A 16,502-nucleotide genomic window follows, 5' to 3' on the forward strand; every position below is an offset into this window, starting at 1 on the left:
ACATGGTTAAAAATGCCTTACAAGCACAGCTATTAAAAGCTGGTTTAGTTGATAATAAAAAAGCAAAAAAATTAACAAAGCAAGCTCATCACGAACAACGTCTTGGGCTAAGTAATGAAGCTGAAATCAAAGCAAATATTGAAAAAGCTCAACAAGAAAAGTTAGCTAAAGATCAGGCTTTAAATTTAGAAAAACAGAAACAGCTTGAAGAAAAAGCACTTAAAGCATCAATCATTCAGATGATTAAACAACATAAAATTACTGATTTTGCTGGGGATGTGGCTTATCAGTTTATTGATGAAAATAAAATCAAAAAAGTTTATCTATCTCAGCAAGTTTATAATGCACTTGTTGCAGGTAGCCTAGTTATTGCTAAAGATCAAGATCAATACGCCTATCTTCCAAAAGCTTTAGGTGAAAAAATTGATCAAAAAATGCAAGGCTTCATTTTGATTAATAATGCTGAGAAAAACGAACAAGCTACTGATGAGGAAGATCCATATGCAGCATATGTTATTCCAGATGACTTAATGTGGTAATACGATACTTAGGCCTTTACGACCAAAATCTAAAGGCCTTTTCTAATATGTGTAGCTGTAATAATTTAACAAATGTTCAAAATACTAATAAAAAATACTTAAAGAATAAATTCCTTCACCCTTTATCTATTAATCTCGATATAATGAATAATATTTTTTAGTCCTCGCGACGTTCTTGAAGATTTCTTCGAGTCTCCATTTTTGCGTCATGTATTAATTTAAGACGTACAACATTATCAGTTCATGTGTATTTGCATATATTCACAAGATCGAAACCCTAAGTGATATTGATCTAACTGACTTTTTGCAAATTAAATTGCAAAGATTTAATTAAGTGGCTTTTGTGTCAAAGGTAGTAATTCATGCTGAAGTGGTTTGAAAAACTTGTAGATCCCTACCCAACTAAAGGTTTAGATGAACCTTTACCGACTCGTTTTTTCCCATTTGTGTGGCAAGCTACGGAAGGCCTACGCCCTTACTTATTCTTACTTATTCTTTTTACAGCAGGTGCTGCAAGCTTTGAAGCCTTACTTTTTTCAAAGATTGGACAACTCGTAGACTGGTTAAGTAAAAGTCATCCGGAAAGCTTTTTAAGTCAGCATGCTACTGATTTACTTATTTTGATTGCGGTCTTATTTACCAACATCTTTTTTGTAAATATTCAATCTATTATCAAACATCAAATTTTATATAGTACCTTCCCAATGCGTTTGCGCTGGCGTTTCCATAATCTTTTATTGAAACAAAGCTTGGACTTTTTCCATAATGACTTTGCAGGACGACTTTCTGCTAAGGTTATGCAAACAGCGTTAGCAATCCGTGAGTTCTGGATTATTTTGGGTGACATGTTGGCATACGTCAGCATTTACTTCATTACAGTCAGCATTGTTCTTGGCGCAATTTCACCAATTTTACTTATTCCACTTTTAGTTTGGTTAAGCCTATTTTTATTAAGCGCATGGTTCTTTATCCCCCGCTTAAGTAAAGTTTCTCAGCAACAAGCCGATGCTAGAGCGATCATGACGGGCCGCGTAACAGATGCATACACCAACATCCAAACAGTAAAACTATTTGCCCATGCTGGTCGCGAAAGCCAATACGCAAAAGCGTCTATGAAAGAGTTTATGACTACAGTCTATGCTCAAATGCGTTTAGGCACCCTCTTTGAAGTCAGCATCAATATGTTGTCTGCTGTTTTGTTTGTAGGTGTAATTGGTACTTCTGTTTGGCTATGGACCCAAGGTTTAGCAGCATTAGGTGTAATCGCAGCGACTACTGCAATGATTTTAAAACTTAATAGTATGGCTGAATTTATGATGTGGCATATGTCAGCCTTATTTGAAAATGTTGGAACCATTCAAGATGGTATGCAAACATTAGGTAAAAAAATCAATATTCAAGACAAACCAGATGCAAAACCACTTGCAGTGACCAAAGGTGAGATTGTATTTAAAGATGTAAGCTTTGCTTATAACAATAAAAATGTGATTGATCACTTCAACTTGCATATTAGAGCAGGCGAAAAAATAGGAATTGTGGGTCGTTCTGGCGCAGGAAAGTCGACACTGATCCAGTTGCTTTTGCATTTTTACCATCTTAAGCAAGGTGCAATTTTAATTGATGGCCAAAACATCGAAGATGTAACTCAAGATAGTCTAAGAGCTAATATTGCTTTAGTTACTCAAGATACGTCTTTATTGCATCGCTCAGTTGCAGAAAATATTAAATATGGTCGCCCTGATGCATCTGATGCAGACATGGAGAATGCTGTAAATAAAGCCAAAGCTGCTGAATTTATTCCGCAATTAGTTGATTTAAAAGGACGTAGTGGTTATAACGCTCAAGTAGGTGAACGTGGTGTTAAACTTTCTGGTGGTCAAAGACAGCGTATTGCCATTGCACGTGTATTCTTAAAAGATGCTCCTATTCTTATTTTAGATGAAGCAACTAGTGCATTAGACTCGGAAGTTGAAGCAGCAATCCAGTCAAGTTTAAATGACCTGATGGTTGATAAAACCGTTATTGCAATTGCACACCGTTTATCTACTATTGCACAAATGGACCGTTTAATCGTTCTTGATGAAGGTCGAATTGCTGAGCAAGGAACTCATGAAGAGTTAATTGCGCAAAATGGTATATACGCACACTTATGGAAACGTCAAACAGGTGGTTTCCTAATTGAACAAAAAGTATTACAGGGTCAAGATTAATGCTTTATTTAGAAGATTTGAAAATTGGTGATCGTTTCATTAGCCGTGAATATGAAATTACCTTAGATGAAATCAAAAAATTCGCAAGCTCCTATGACCCTCAACCCTTCCATATAGATGAAGAACAAGCTAAGCACGATCCAATTTTTCAAGGAATTGCTGCTAGCGGTTGGCATACTTCTGCAATTACTATGCGGTTATGGACAGAATGTATGCCGATTCATGGCGGCCTGATTGGTTCAGAGTCTAGCTTACGGTGGCCACGCCCTACTCGACCAGGTGATAAAATTCATGTTGAAGCAGAAATTTCAGCGATCACACCATCCAAAACAAAATTAGATCGTGGTATTGTAAGTTACGTTACGCAAGCCTTAAATCAAAATGGTGACGTATTACTTATTTCAACAACAAAAATTGTTGTCTTTAAAAAGAATGTTTAAAACATGGTTGATATGATTGTCTAACAGTTTTTATAAACTCAGATTATATTTCATGACAAGATGTGTAAGAAATGCATGTGACAAATTGATGAGAGCAATGGAACGCATATGAAAATTACCTCAGCTCGTCAAGATCAAGGTATTCCGGGTGTCTATGGCTTATTGCTATTAGATGTTGTTTCGCGTTGGGGATATAACGATGAAACATTATTTGCTCCATTCCATCTTACTAGTGAGCAACTAGCCGATCCTGATTATCGTATTTCTACACCTGTAGCAAATGAACTAGTTAAACACGCGCTTAATTTAACTGGTGAAACTACTTTGGGGTACCATCTTGGTACTCAAATGCGTATTTCGATTCATGGCTTCATTGGCTATGCGATTATGACAGCCAAAGATATTACAGAAGCAATTGCACTTGCAGCACGCTTTATTCAACTACGTCTACCTTTTTTACAACTCTATTTTTCAACGTTTGGGCCAAAAGCTACCCTACAATTACAGTGTGACATCGAACTTGAACCTCTAAGGACAGAAATCGTTTTAGGTTTGACCATTGGTATTATGAGTATGGCCAAAGCGATTACGGGTATCGAAGATTTAGCTGGTGATGTAGATTTGGACTTTCCTGAACCAGAAGGCTTTGAAAAGTATAGAAATAAACTAAGCAGCACAATTCGCTTTAACCAGCCACATTTGATTTCAAGTTTTGACAAAAAATACTTAGGAATTAAATTAGTTAATGCTGATCCTATCGCAAGTCAGGTTGCTATTAATCAGTGCGAAGCCGAACTTTCCGCTTTAGGTGAGCGCCGTCGCTTAGCAATGCGAGTTCGTGATATTTTAAGTAACTCTGAACAACATTATTTAAGCATTGAAAATGTAGCTGAATGTCTACACATGTCAGACCGTACACTAAAGCGCCAATTAGCAGCGGAAGGAACATCATTTTCAACTTTAGTTGATGAAGTACGCTATCGACATGCAACATCTTTACTTTCACGTACAGATTATAGTCTTGAACAAATTGCAGATGAACTTGGCTATTCAGACGTTGCAAATTTTAGCCGTGCTTTTAAACGCTGGAGTGGCCGTAGCCCAAGCAACTGGCGTAAAGACCCATACTTATAATGTTTAAAACTATTGGACACAAGCTTAAGGAGTTACCATGAATCATCCTTCGGAACTGAAGTATGCACGTACACATGAGTGGGTAAAGATTGAGGGTGATCTTGTTATTACAGGGATTACCGATCATGCACAAGATGAACTTGGCGATTTGGTTTACGTTGAAACTCCGGAAGTTGGGAGTAGAGTTACTGCTGGCGAACAAGCTGGTGTGGTTGAATCAGTAAAAACTGCTTCTGACATCCATGCTCCTGTTTCAGGCACTGTAGTAGAAGTAAATAGTGACCTTGAAGATGATCCTGATTTTGTAAATGACGATCCATATGGAAAAGGCTGGATTTATAAAATCAAACCAGACAACATGGCAGATGTTGAAAAACTTTTAACAAATGCAGAATATGAAGCTGGCTTATAAAAGATAGCTATAGCTTTTCATATTTAATAAAAACCAGTTTAGTCTTAAACTGGTTTTTTCTTTATCTATTATCTATTCAAAATCTATTCAAATTCAGTTTTACGAATCGGTGACTTCTATGACAAAGCTTGTTGTATTCTCTGGCGCTGGCATGAGTGCCGAAAGTGGAATTAGCACTTTTCGTGACAGCAATGGCTTATGGGAAAATTACGACATCCAACAAGTTGCCACACCTGAGGCATGGCAAAAGAACCCTGCTTTAGTTCAACGCTTTTATAATGAGCGACGTAAAAATATTTTAGAGGCTGAACCTAACGAAGCTCATCAATATATTGCCAAACTACAAGACTACTTTGACGTACAAGTGATTACTCAAAATATTGATGATTTACATGAACGGGCTGGGAGTTCTAACGTTTTACATTTGCATGGAAACATTCGTTTAGCGAAAAGCTCTGGCCCGAATGCACAATTTACAACACAGTTTTACGATATTAATGGCTGGAAGCTAGATTTAGAACAAGACTTTTGCCCAGATGGCTATCCCCTGCGTCCACATGTAGTCTGGTTCGGTGAAGCTGTACCCGCTTATGAAGAAGCAATTCAATTAGTACAAAGTGCAGATATTTTTATTGTGATCGGCTCGACATTAAGCGTATATCCTGTTGCGGCTTTAGTTCATGAAACTTCAAATCAATGTAAAGCCTACTATATAGATCCAAATGCAGATCATCTGCGTGTTCCTCATCAATATGAATTATTAAAAATGTCAGCGTCTCAAGGAATGCATAGACTTTTTGAAAATTTAATCGGCTAATTGCTATTTTTAGACACTAAATAAGCTTAATTTGAATAAAAAAATTATTAATTGAACAAAAAAATGTCGATTTTTTTTAACTTTATTCTAAATTTCTATAAATTTTTTTGACCAATAGCCTATTTATAACTCAATATCGATTTATTTTTTTAGAAAATGACATTTTTTTGCTGAAAAAATTTAAAAAAAATAAATAATAAAAAATTATAAGTTGATGATTAATATTGTAATTTTACATCTTTAAAATCAATTTATTTTAAGTTACACAATGATACAAAAGTACAATATAAAAATAACAGTGCAAAAAAAATCTTTTGTGGTTGAATCTCAACCTCTTGGATGCCGTACAAGAAAACAGCGACCTGGATTAGGTTACAATCACGGATTATGGATATAAGGACACACATCCATTATGAGTTATTTTGATCCCACCCTCATCATGTTTATGGTGTACATCGTAGCAATGGTTCTTATCGGCTTATTTGCCTACCGTGCTACAAGCGACTTCTCAGATTATATTCTCGGTGGTCGTAGTTTAGGCAGTTTCGTAACTGCATTATCCGCAGGCGCATCAGACATGAGTGGTTGGCTGCTCATGGGTTTACCAGGCGCGATTTATCTTTCTGGTTTATCTGAAGCGTGGATTGCAATTGGTCTTATTATCGGTGCTTGGCTTAACTGGCTACTGGTTGCTGGTCGATTACGCGTTCATACTGAAATCCAAAATAATGCACTGACTTTGCCAGATTATTTTACAAGCCGTTTTGACGATCAGAAAAAAGTACTTCGTATTTTCTCTGCCGTTATCATTTTGGTTTTCTTTGCAATTTACTGTGCTTCAGGCATGGTAGCAGGTGCCCGCCTATTTGAAAATTTATTTGGAATGTCTTACAACACCGCTATTTGGCTCAGCGCTATCGCGACCATCAGCTATGTTTGTATTGGTGGATTCTTAGCAATTAGCTGGACCGATACGTTCCAAGCTGGCCTAATGATTTTTGCTCTGTTGTTAACACCAATTGTGACTTACCTTGCGATTGGCGATACGACTCATTTCGTTACGCTCATTGAAACTGCTCGCCCGCATGCGTTTAACATCATCTCCGATTTGAGTGTTGTGGCGGTTCTCTCCTCCATGGCATGGGGCTTAGGTTACTTTGGCCAGCCACATATTCTTGTGCGCTTCATGGCTGCTGACTCTGTAAAATCAATCCCTGCTGCTCGTCGTATTGGCATGACGTGGATGATTTTATGCTTAATCGGTGCTGTAGGTGCTGGTTTCTTCGGTATTGCTTATTTTGAACAACACCCTGAATTAGCAGCAGTTGTTAGCAAAAACCCTGAAACAGTATTCATGGAATTGACTAAAATTTTATTCAATCCATGGATTGTAGGTATCATTCTGGCTGCGATTTTAGCTGCTGTGATGAGTACATTGAGCTGCCAGCTTTTAGTATGTTCGAGTGCATTAACAGAAGATTTATACAAAGGCTTCATTCGTAAGAACGCTTCTCAGAAAGAACTTGTATGGGTTGGGCGTGTTATGGTTCTTGCCATTGCTCTTCTCGCAATTTTTCTTGCAGGCAACCCTGATAGCAAGGTTCTTGGTCTTGTTGCTTATGCATGGGCTGGTTTCGGTGCTGCATTTGGTCCGCTTATCATCTTGTCACTATTCTGGAAACGTATGAATTTACAAGGTGCTTTAGCAGGTATGATCGTTGGTGCAGTTGTAGTGATTGGCTGGAAAAATCTTTTCGCAGACACTGGTGTTTACGAAATCATTCCAGGCTTTATCCTTGCATTTATCAGCATCATTGTAGTGAGTCTCTTAACTAAAGCGCCAAATACGACAGTAACTGGCCGCTTTGAAAAAGCAGATGAACTCTACAAAGAAAGCGTATAAGTTATTGAAATAAATAAAAGGGGCTTCGGCCCCTTTATTTATTTTTAGTTTTGATTTTAATTTTTGAAGTATCTTTTACAACTTGCATAACTGGATAACTACGAGTCTCTTTTACCCCTGGTAATTGCCACAGTACCTGCCCCGCAATTCGTCTAAACTCTTCCATGCTGCCACTTCGTAATTTAATTAAAAAATCAAACCCACCACTCACCATATGGCACTCAACAATTTCAGGATAGTGAACCACAGCATCAATAAACTCATCTAAAACATTGGGGGTAGTCTTATCTAATAGTACCTCTACGAACACCAAAAAATTTGCGTTTAACTTGATTGGATTCAATTTCGCTTCATATCCCAAAATGAAATCATCCTTTGTCAACTTCTGCACTCGAGCCATAACAGCAGTTGGCGACAAGTTAACAAGTTCGGCTAATTTACTATTAGAAATTCGCCCATCTGTTTGAAGAATATCCAAAATTTTTAAATCAGTGCGGTCAAGGCTTAAAATTGGGCCATTCATCTGAATTTTCCTCTAAAAAATGGGCTAAATATAGTGAGTTATTCGGTGTTTCTTCTGTAATGATAAATTATCTAAACCTCTCTACTCAAGATGAGTTTACGAGAGCTGGTTGGCGGAAACAGATATGAACACAATGGATACTTTTCATCAAATGGATAAATCTCACCAAGGCTATATCACCGAATTCAACGATAAAAGTGAGTTTGAACAACGCATCAATACAGCTTGGCGACGTGCTGAACCAGAAGCTGTAGAAGAGCTATTACAAGCTGCCGCGGTATCTGATGATTTAGATCATAAAATTTATGATCTTGCTTTTAATCTTGCCAATAATTTACGTGAACGTAAGACCTCTTCGGGTAAAGCAGGTATTGTTCAAGGGTTATTACAAGAATTCTCTCTTTCTTCACAAGAAGGCGTGGCGCTTATGTGTCTTGCCGAAGCTTTACTTCGTATTCCAGACTCAGCAACACGTGATTTGCTTATTCGAGATAAAATCAATCAAGGTAACTGGAAAGAACACGTTGGCCAAAGCAGCTTAATGTTTGTAAATGCTGCAGCATGGGGTCTCATGTTAACTGGTAAGCTGATGGAAACCCCTAAGCAAACTAGTCTTTCAAGTGTACTTACTGGTCTTTTAGCACGTAGTGGTCGTGGTATTATTCGTAAAGCCGTTGACGTCGCAATGCGTATGATGGGTGAACAGTTTGTGACTGGTGAAACCATTGAAGAAGCTGTAGACCACGCCAAAGTACTCGAAGACAAAGGGTTCCGCTATTCTTATGACATGTTGGGTGAAGCAGCTTTAACCGAACATGATGCTGAACGCTACTTTAGCGATTACACACAAGCCATTCATGCAATTGGTAAAGCATCTAATGGTAAAGGCGTTTATGATGGCCCAGGTATTTCAATTAAGCTTTCTGCTTTACATCCTCGCTATCAACGTGCGCAAATTGAACGTGTTCACAAAGAACTCTACGGTAAAGTATTTGAACTCGCTCTTTTGGCTAAAAAATACAATATTGGTTTAAATATTGATGCAGAGGAATCAGAGCGTTTAGAAATTTCTCTTGAGTTACTTGAACGTCTTTGCTTCGAGCCGGAACTTGCGAACTGGAAAGGCATTGGTTTCGTAATTCAAGCTTATCAAAAACGCTGTTTCTTCGTGGTTGATTATATTATTGACCTTGCTAAACGCAGCCAAAAGCGTCTCATGATCCGCCTTGTAAAAGGCGCATATTGGGACAGCGAAATTAAAAAAGCGCAAATCGAAGGTATGGATGACTACCCTGTCTTCACTCGTAAAGTACATACCGATTTATCTTATATCGCTTGTGCTAAAAAATTACTTGCAGCGCCTGAGTTCATCTATCCGCAATTTGCCACTCATAATGCCCAAACATTGGCAACGATTTATCATTTAGCTGATCCAAGCAAATATTATGCTGGTCAATATGAGTTCCAATGCTTACATGGCATGGGCGAACCGCTTTATGAACAAGTTGTTGGTCCACGTGAGCAAAATAAATTAGGCGTACCATGCCGTATTTATGCTCCCGTTGGTAACCATGAAACGTTGTTAGCTTATTTAGTTCGTCGTTTACTTGAAAATGGCGCGAATACTTCATTCGTTAACCGTATTGCCGATAAAACGCTTAAAGTTGAAGATCTTATCCAGTCTCCAATTTACGATATTCATCATGCAGCTAAGCTTGAAGGTTCAGTTGGCTTAAAACACCCATCTATTCCTCTACCTTTAGATATGTACGGAACGCTTCGTAAAAATTCTAAAGGTTATGACTTAGCAAATGACACCCCACTTGCAGCATTAGATAGCACAGCTCAAGAATTACGTAATCGTATTTGGCAAAGTCATCCATTATTGGCAAATAACGAGTCGTTAGAGCAAGGTCATTCTGTTGCAATTACAAACCCAGCACAAAATGATGAAATTGTTGGTTATGTGCAAGAAGCTGATCTTAAGCATGTTGAAATTGCGCTTAATGCAGCTGAACAAGCTCAGTCAGAATGGTCAAATACGCCTAAAGAACAGCGTGCTCAACACTTAAAACATGCAGCTGACCTAATGGAAAGCCGCATTCAAGAGTTGATGGTATTACTTTGCCGTGAAAGTGGGAAAACTTATGCCAATGCGATTGCAGAAGTTCGTGAAGCTGTAGATTTCTTACGTTATTACGCAACTCAAGTTGAGAATCTTCCTGCAAATACAGCTATTCAGCCTTTAGGTACTGTACTTTGTATTAGCCCGTGGAACTTCCCTCTTGCAATTTTCTCTGGCCAAATTGCTGCAGCATTAGTCAGTGGTAACTGCGTTATTGCTAAACCTGCTGAACAAACCCCATTAATCGCAGCTCAAGCAGTTCAGATTTTATGGGAAGCTGGTATTCCACATGGTGCTGTACAGCTACTTCCTGGCCGCGGTGAAACAGTAGGTGCTCAGCTTAGCCAAGATAGCCGTATTGATGGCATCATGTTTACTGGTTCGACTGAAGTTGCAAAAATTTTACAGAAAACCGTTGCGAAACGTTTATCCGAAAATGGTCAATCTATTCCTCTCATTGCAGAGACTGGCGGTCAAAATGCAATGATTGTGGATTCATCTGCATTAACTGAACAAGTCGTACTCGATGTTGTAAGTTCCGCCTTTGATAGCGCGGGTCAACGTTGCTCTGCTTTACGTATTTTATGTGTACAAGAAGACAGCGCTGCAACCGTTATTAAAATGCTTAAAGGTGCAATGCAACAGTTAATTGTAGGGAACCCTGCAATTTTAAAAACTGACATTGGTCCTGTGATTGATGACGAAGCAAAACAGACGATTGATCAACACATCCAAAAAATGAAGTCGAAAGGCTATCCAGTACATCAGTTGATGTTTGGAGCAACAAGCCAGAATGAACTAGATAAAGGAACCTTTGTTGTACCAACAGCAATTGAACTCCCTAACCTTGATGATTTGCAGCGCGAAGTTTTTGGTCCAGTTCTCCACATCATTACCTATAAGTATGGCGAGCTTGAGCAGTTGATCTCACGTATTAATGCCAAAGGTTATGGTTTAACAATGGGTCTGCATACCCGTATTGATGAAACCATCCAAACAGTCATTCAGCATGCTGAAGTGGGTAACCTTTATATCAACCGTAATATTGTGGGTGCTGTCGTTGGTGTACAACCATTCGGTGGTGAGGGTTTATCTGGTACAGGCCCGAAAGCTGGTGGTCCGCTTTACATGTATCGCTTGATGCAGCAGTGTTCAAACAAAGTATTGGCAACACCATTTGCTATGAAAACTGAGCAAACTGCTTTTGAAGGCTTTAACCGTGAGGTTTATAAGAGCTTACAAAATTGGGCGAAACAGCATTTACCGCAAGCAAATCGTGAGATTGAACCATTTGGTGTAGGTAAATTCTATGAGTTACAAGGCCCTACTGGGGAAAGTAACCAATATATTATTTTGCCGCGTCATCGTGTGCTTTCAATTGCAGACACTGAACAAAATCAATTGCATCAGTTGCTCGCAATTTTTGCAGTGGGTAGCCAAGCGGCCGTAATGCCAAATAGTCCATTCATGGCTAAATACAAACAAACATTACCAAAAGATGTACTTGCTGCAATTACTACAGTTAAAAATATCTCATCAGATGATTTTGATGCAGTTTTACATCATGGTAATCGCGAAGAGATCTTCTCATTACAGCAAGAGATTGCTACTCGTTCTGGTGCAATTGTCGGTATTACCCATGTTGAACCAAATGAGGCTATTCCACTTGAGCGTTTAGTGATTGAACGTGCAATTAGTGTGAATACAGCTGCAGCTGGTGGTAACGCAAGCTTAATGACAATGACTGATTAATACCTAAGTTTCAAAAAAAGCCCAAATCTCAGTATTTGGGCTTTTTTATTTAATCGAGTAATCTATTCTTAAATATATAAACTTTATCAATTCGAGATTCGAATAATGGTCTTTTTAGAACCAGAAAAATATCAACAAAGATGCGCTCAACTTTTTAATTCATATCACAAAGCTATTTGCGCCCTTCTACCATTTGCCAAAATTGAGCATATTGGTTCTTCCGCTATACCGAATGCAATTTCAAAAGGTGATTTAGATATTTATATTGAAGTTATACCTGAGCAATTTGAATTCGCAATAGAACAATTAAAAACACTTAACTTTATCGAAAAACAAAACACATTAAGAACACATGAGCTTTGTATGCTCGAATCACTCAACAATGATGATGTAGCTTTTCAAATTGTAGTCACGGATTCAGTATTTACATTTTTCTTAACATTTAAAAATAAGCTTATAAGCTCACCCACATTGGTCAATGAATATAATCAATTAAAATTACAGTGTAGCCATTTAGACCCCGATCAATATAGAACAATAAAATCAGACTTTATTAATCGCGTTTTAAATCATCTCTAGTTTAGGTACCTCCTTTTCTCTTATGAATATCTGGTTAAAATTGGCTCCTGTAAGTTCAATTTTTTTGATACCATTCACTATTTGATTCTGTCTAAATTTTCTTTGTCTATGACCTCTTCTTATCGTCAACAACTTCAAGCTAAAATTGAACGCATTACTACTCAATTTTCTGAATTTACACCACCTACATTAGAAGTGTTTGAATCACCTGAACAACATTTCCGTATGCGTGCTGAATTTCGTATCTGGCATACAGAAAATGATATGTTCTATGCCATGTTTGAGCGTAACGATGACGACAAGCAAAAAACCGTTGTACGCATTGATGAGTTTCCAATTGCAGATCAAAGCATCAATGATTTAATGCCAAAACTCTTGGAAGAACTTAAGGCTGAGCCTAAGCTCTCTAACCGTTTATTTGAAGCTGACTTCCTCGCAACACTTAGCGGAGAAATGTTGGTTACCCTAATTTATCATCGTAAACTGGATCAAGAATGGGAACAAGCCGCTAAAGCGCTTGCCGATAAATTAGATATTAAGATTATGGGCCGTAGTCGTGGCCAGAAAATTGTTATTGGCGATGATTTCGTCGTTGAAGAATTCGAACTTTTAAATCGTTCATTTAAATACAAGCAAATCGAAAGTAGCTTTACCCAGCCTAATGCACAGGTTTGCAAAAAAATGCTGCAATGGGCATGTGACGCAGCTGAAGGATCAAAGAAACACTTATTAGAACTCTATTGTGGTAATGGTAATTTTACGCTTCCGCTCTCTTTAAAGTTCGAACGAGTATTGGCTACCGAGCTTGCAAAATCCTCTGTTTATGCAGCTCAATGGAACATTGAACAAAATCAAATCGATAATATTCAAGTAGCACGTCTATCGGCTGAAGAGTTTACTCAAGCTTATCAAGGTGAGCGCGAATTCCGCCGTCTACAAGAAGCGAATATTGATATTCAAAGCTATGACTTTGACACCGTATTTGTAGATCCACCGCGTGCAGGAATTGATGATGAGACTTTAAAACTTCTACAAGGTTTTGAACGTATTATCTACATTTCATGTAACCCTGACACGTTATATGAAAATCTAAAAACTCTCAGTCAAACTCATCGAGTGACTAAATTCGCCTTATTTGACCAGTTCCCTTATACGCATCATGTCGAGTCTGGAGTTTTACTTGAGAAGATTTAAACAAAATCTTTCATTGTAAATTTTTAAATAAGGAGGTTATATACCTCCTTATTTTTTAAAGTTTTATTATTTAAGTATTTAAATTTTCAAAAAATATCAAGTCATCTATTCGTCATAATTTCGTTTAACTCAAGCATTCCCATCGAAAATTCTCGAGTTCAATTGGTGGATTTATCACTTATGGAGTCTTGTATTTTATTTTAAATTGGCTATATTTCGAGCTATGTTAGGTTGTATATGAAGGCTCTATGAGTTTTTGGCAAAAGCTGTTCTTGGCAGATCAACAGCATAACGAGCATAAAAACCAAACTGCTTGTGTTGAAAATGACTGCTCATGTAAAACTAATGAACAACTTCTAAGTGCGCTTGCGCAAGCAACAGATGAAGATGTCATTAAGGGAATTAAAAAAGTTCTTATTTCCCGTGGTTATAGCCGAAAAGAGTTAAATGAACTCACTCAAAAACCATCTATTCATTAATTAAAAAGCCAGTCCTGTACTGGCTTTTTTATATTTCACTTTACTGCACAATTGGACTCGTCTATCCAACCAACCATTGGTCCCATTTGAAATTGCTGATCATTCCGATTGTTCTTTTGCATATATAAACTAGAAATAGAGCCATCGAGATATAAAGCTCGCTCTACTTTAAGGTTTCTTTGAAAAAACTCGGCAAAATTATAGAAATTCACTCTATTTTTCGATATTACAAAGTAGAGTTTATTATCTCGAATACCAACTCCATTACGAATTTTCTTTGATTGAGAATCCGGTAAAAAAAGGGAATTTATCTTTCCATCAATAACTAACATTGGCCCAGATTGGGTTGCATAATCAACTTTCAAATTTTGTAGGCTATATTGTTGTGTAGTTAAAACAAAAGCCTGTTTTTTGCTCCAAGCCAACACACCATTCGGCTGTAAAAAGAAATTTCCAAATCCTTTATTCTTATTTAAGGGCTGAACTACCTTAGCTCGTTCAACATACAACCCTACTGGAGAAAACCCTAAATGAAACATCCCTGCATTCATTGCAAAGCTAAGTTGCTCACATTGTCTTAATTGTTCCTCAATATTGTTAAAGCTTTTATAGTATTGCTGATTATGAGGATTTCTTAAAAACAGGCGCAATGCTTTAAAATCACTGATAGAGACCACCTCGTATTGATCACCTTCTACTGTTTTAACTTGCTGATGTTCTATAGCATATGCAGACTGGAACAAAAGCCCATATAAAGCTAAGCACCCGACCACCCATTTCATTTAACATCACCTGACATGACATTTTCCCTTCATATTAAGTTCTTAAATTATATACAAGAAATATGAATAGATTGGATATGCATCAAATTCCTTCATTCGACGTAATCAATACAGTGCAAATTGCTGATATTGGTTATAATGTTTAGCAGCTTTTCAATAAAAGCCATTTACACTTTATTGGATCAGCGTAAGCATGCAACAACCGAATAAACGCTACCCTTTAGGGGCTCACCTCATCGTAAAGCATCTCGGCTATAGCCATCATGGTATATATGCAGGGAGAGATCGAGTTATCCATTATTCTGGCTTAGCTCATTTCGTCAAAAAACGCCCGATTGAAATCACTTCAATAGATGCTTTCTCGCATGGCAAAAAAATACATGTCCGTTCTTATGACAAACCTCGTTATAAAGGAAAGATTGTCGTTCGCCGAATGCGTTCACGTATGCATGAAAACCACTATCATTTGATTATTAATAACTGTGAACATCTATGTAGTTGGGCAATTACGGGTATTGAAAGTAGCACTCAAGTTGAACGTATGATGCATCGCTTAACGACTATTGGCTATGTAAGCTCAATCATGAGCTATATGAATGGTATGATGCTGACCGTTGCAACTACATGTTTTGCTCTGGTTCTTTATATTAAAAAGAAACTGCGCGATCAGGCAAAAAGAAAAGTCCCTACTTACCAGTTCTTAAGAGAAAAATCTCAGAAAAGAAATATCGATCCTTCAGCGCCTTTAGTATTTATAGACCCAGATAAAAAAGAGCCAGTTTAAATAAAAAAGCCCTCATATTTGAGGGCTTTTTAGAAAACTTATAACTTATTTTTTAGCTGCATTAGCAGCAGTTGCTTCAGTAGTAATGTTTACAGTGATCTTATCACCAACGTTCGGTACATAACTTCCTAAACCAAAGTCAGAACGCTTGAATGAAGTTGTCGCATTAAAACCAATCGCTGGAACTTTAGCCATTGGATGCTCGCCCTGCTTGTTTAAAACAGCGTCAAGTACAACTGGCTTAGTTACGCCTTTAACAGTTAAGTCACCAGTAATTTTAAAGTGCTTTTTGTCTTTGGTTTCAACTTTAGTACTTTTAAACGTAATATTTGGATATTTAGCAGCATTAAACCAAGCTTCTTCTTGGAACTCTTTATCTAAAGCAGGTACGTTTGTATTTACACTGCTTAAAGGAATAGTCACATTTACAGATGAGTTTGCTGGTTTAGCATTATCAACTTTAATTACACCTTGGATATCCGAGAAGTTAGCGCTTGGAGTAGAGAAACCAAAGTGATTCCATGAGAAAACAGTAGCTGTATGTGTTGGGTCAATTTTATAGTCTACTGGTGCAGCTAAAGTAACTGAACTAGCCAATGCTACTGCCAAACCGAAGCTTAATGTTTTAAGATGCATTTTTCGTATCCTTTATTGATATAGTCGTTAGTGTATACATCAAGTAATTTAATTCACTATTCTTTATAAAACGATATGTTTCATCCATGCAACAATAAAAGCGTTACAGTTGTTATTCAAAAACAATATTATAAACTTTAGATATTCTTCTATTCGAAGCTTCAGATTTATTAATTTTTATTACGATTTTATT

General features: G+C 37.4%; 15 protein-coding genes. 12 read left to right on the plus strand and 3 right to left on the minus strand.

What is annotated here, in order from left to right; translation table 11 throughout:
• The first annotated feature begins 2 nt into the window (after window positions 1-2).
• The 7 genes from AC52J8_RS10055 to putP all read left to right on the plus strand — a co-directional run bounded on the left by AC52J8_RS10055 (window position 3) and on the right by putP (window position 7,455).
• On the plus strand, window positions 3-539 hold the full coding sequence (locus AC52J8_RS10055; protein ID WP_002121466.1) for a DUF2058 domain-containing protein: 537 nt from the start codon (window positions 3-5) through the stop codon (window positions 537-539).
• A 362-nt stretch (window positions 540-901) separates the two neighbouring features.
• Window positions 902-2,749, plus strand: coding sequence for an ABC transporter ATP-binding protein (locus tag AC52J8_RS10060; RefSeq protein WP_069030154.1), 1,848 nt, complete (start codon window positions 902-904; stop codon window positions 2,747-2,749).
• Window positions 2,749-3,189, plus strand: a complete 441-nt coding sequence (locus AC52J8_RS10065; protein WP_002121358.1) for a MaoC family dehydratase — start codon at window positions 2,749-2,751, stop codon at window positions 3,187-3,189. The genes AC52J8_RS10060 and AC52J8_RS10065 overlap by 1 nt, the downstream gene beginning before the upstream one ends.
• A 108-nt stretch (window positions 3,190-3,297) precedes the next feature.
• On the plus strand, window positions 3,298-4,323 hold the full coding sequence (locus AC52J8_RS10070; protein ID WP_002121430.1) for an AraC family transcriptional regulator: 1,026 nt from the start codon (window positions 3,298-3,300) through the stop codon (window positions 4,321-4,323).
• Window positions 4,324-4,360: 37 nt separating this feature from the next.
• Window positions 4,361-4,735, plus strand: coding sequence for a glycine cleavage system protein GcvH (gene gcvH, locus AC52J8_RS10075; protein ID WP_017482286.1), 375 nt, complete (start codon window positions 4,361-4,363; stop codon window positions 4,733-4,735).
• A gap of 109 nt (window positions 4,736-4,844) precedes the next feature.
• The gene (locus AC52J8_RS10080; RefSeq protein WP_081035403.1) at window positions 4,845-5,552 is read left to right on the plus strand and encodes an SIR2 family NAD-dependent protein deacylase; all 708 of its coding nucleotides are present in this window, start codon (window positions 4,845-4,847) and stop codon (window positions 5,550-5,552) included.
• Between the two features lie 412 nt (window positions 5,553-5,964).
• Window positions 5,965-7,455 (plus strand): sodium/proline symporter PutP, encoded by a 1,491-nt coding sequence (gene putP / locus AC52J8_RS10085; protein WP_057062008.1) that lies wholly within the window; start codon window positions 5,965-5,967, stop codon window positions 7,453-7,455.
• Between the two features lie 34 nt (window positions 7,456-7,489).
• Here putP and AC52J8_RS10090 read toward each other — a convergent pair whose 3' ends face one another.
• Entirely contained in the window at window positions 7,490-7,978 is a 489-nt protein-coding gene (locus AC52J8_RS10090; protein ID WP_017386809.1) for an Lrp/AsnC ligand binding domain-containing protein, read from the minus strand.
• A gap of 124 nt (window positions 7,979-8,102) precedes the next feature.
• Here AC52J8_RS10090 and putA point away from each other — a divergent pair, with 124 nt between their 5' ends.
• The 4 genes from putA to AC52J8_RS10110 all read left to right on the plus strand — a co-directional run bounded on the left by putA (window position 8,103) and on the right by AC52J8_RS10110 (window position 14,107).
• Window positions 8,103-11,855 (plus strand): trifunctional transcriptional regulator/proline dehydrogenase/L-glutamate gamma-semialdehyde dehydrogenase, encoded by a 3,753-nt coding sequence (putA, locus tag AC52J8_RS10095; RefSeq protein WP_203079901.1) that lies wholly within the window; start codon window positions 8,103-8,105, stop codon window positions 11,853-11,855.
• Between the two features lie 105 nt (window positions 11,856-11,960).
• The gene (locus AC52J8_RS10100; RefSeq protein ID WP_005076305.1) at window positions 11,961-12,434 is read left to right on the plus strand and encodes a GrpB family protein; all 474 of its coding nucleotides are present in this window, start codon (window positions 11,961-11,963) and stop codon (window positions 12,432-12,434) included.
• A gap of 108 nt (window positions 12,435-12,542) precedes the next feature.
• Window positions 12,543-13,628 (plus strand): tRNA (uridine(54)-C5)-methyltransferase TrmA, encoded by a 1,086-nt coding sequence (trmA, locus tag AC52J8_RS10105; protein WP_017399478.1) that lies wholly within the window; start codon window positions 12,543-12,545, stop codon window positions 13,626-13,628.
• A 248-nt stretch (window positions 13,629-13,876) separates the two neighbouring features.
• The gene (locus AC52J8_RS10110; protein ID WP_000011679.1) at window positions 13,877-14,107 is read left to right on the plus strand and encodes a hypothetical protein; all 231 of its coding nucleotides are present in this window, start codon (window positions 13,877-13,879) and stop codon (window positions 14,105-14,107) included.
• A gap of 35 nt (window positions 14,108-14,142) precedes the next feature.
• On the opposite strand, the gene AC52J8_RS10115 is transcribed toward AC52J8_RS10110, so the two are convergent.
• A complete protein-coding gene (locus tag AC52J8_RS10115) occupies window positions 14,143-14,889 on the minus strand; it encodes a phosphodiester glycosidase family protein (RefSeq protein WP_086398935.1) in 747 nt (248 codons plus the stop codon).
• A gap of 193 nt (window positions 14,890-15,082) precedes the next feature.
• Here AC52J8_RS10115 and AC52J8_RS10120 point away from each other — a divergent pair, with 193 nt between their 5' ends.
• Window positions 15,083-15,673, plus strand: coding sequence for a lecithin retinol acyltransferase family protein (locus AC52J8_RS10120; protein ID WP_086398934.1), 591 nt, complete (start codon window positions 15,083-15,085; stop codon window positions 15,671-15,673).
• A gap of 45 nt (window positions 15,674-15,718) precedes the next feature.
• Here the strand turns inward: AC52J8_RS10120 and AC52J8_RS10125 are convergent, their stop codons facing one another.
• Entirely contained in the window at window positions 15,719-16,309 is a 591-nt protein-coding gene (locus AC52J8_RS10125; protein ID WP_002121395.1) for a YceI family protein, read from the minus strand.
• Window positions 16,310-16,502 lie beyond the last annotated feature (193 nt).

The sequence above is a fragment of the Acinetobacter sp. S-1 genome (genome assembly GCF_059579785.1).

Coding starts and splice junctions, on each gene's coding strand:
- putA (WP_203079901.1), top strand. CDS start 8,103: ATGAACACAATGGATACTTTTCATCAAATGGATAAATCTCACCAAGGC.
- AC52J8_RS10070 (WP_002121430.1), top strand. CDS start 3,298: ATGAAAATTACCTCAGCTCGTCAAGATCAAGGTATTCCGGGTGTCTAT.
- gcvH (WP_017482286.1), top strand. CDS start 4,361: ATGAATCATCCTTCGGAACTGAAGTATGCACGTACACATGAGTGGGTA.
- AC52J8_RS10065 (WP_002121358.1), top strand. CDS start 2,749: ATGCTTTATTTAGAAGATTTGAAAATTGGTGATCGTTTCATTAGCCGT.
- putP (WP_057062008.1), top strand. CDS start 5,965: ATGAGTTATTTTGATCCCACCCTCATCATGTTTATGGTGTACATCGTA.
- AC52J8_RS10115 (WP_086398935.1), bottom strand. CDS start 14,889: ATGAAATGGGTGGTCGGGTGCTTAGCTTTATATGGGCTTTTGTTCCAG.
- AC52J8_RS10090 (WP_017386809.1), bottom strand. CDS start 7,978: ATGAATGGCCCAATTTTAAGCCTTGACCGCACTGATTTAAAAATTTTG.
- AC52J8_RS10055 (WP_002121466.1), top strand. CDS start 3: ATGGTTAAAAATGCCTTACAAGCACAGCTATTAAAAGCTGGTTTAGTT.
- AC52J8_RS10100 (WP_005076305.1), top strand. CDS start 11,961: ATGGTCTTTTTAGAACCAGAAAAATATCAACAAAGATGCGCTCAACTT.
- AC52J8_RS10125 (WP_002121395.1), bottom strand. CDS start 16,309: ATGCATCTTAAAACATTAAGCTTCGGTTTGGCAGTAGCATTGGCTAGT.
- AC52J8_RS10060 (WP_069030154.1), top strand. CDS start 902: ATGCTGAAGTGGTTTGAAAAACTTGTAGATCCCTACCCAACTAAAGGT.
- AC52J8_RS10120 (WP_086398934.1), top strand. CDS start 15,083: ATGCAACAACCGAATAAACGCTACCCTTTAGGGGCTCACCTCATCGTA.
- AC52J8_RS10110 (WP_000011679.1), top strand. CDS start 13,877: ATGAGTTTTTGGCAAAAGCTGTTCTTGGCAGATCAACAGCATAACGAG.
- trmA (WP_017399478.1), top strand. CDS start 12,543: ATGACCTCTTCTTATCGTCAACAACTTCAAGCTAAAATTGAACGCATT.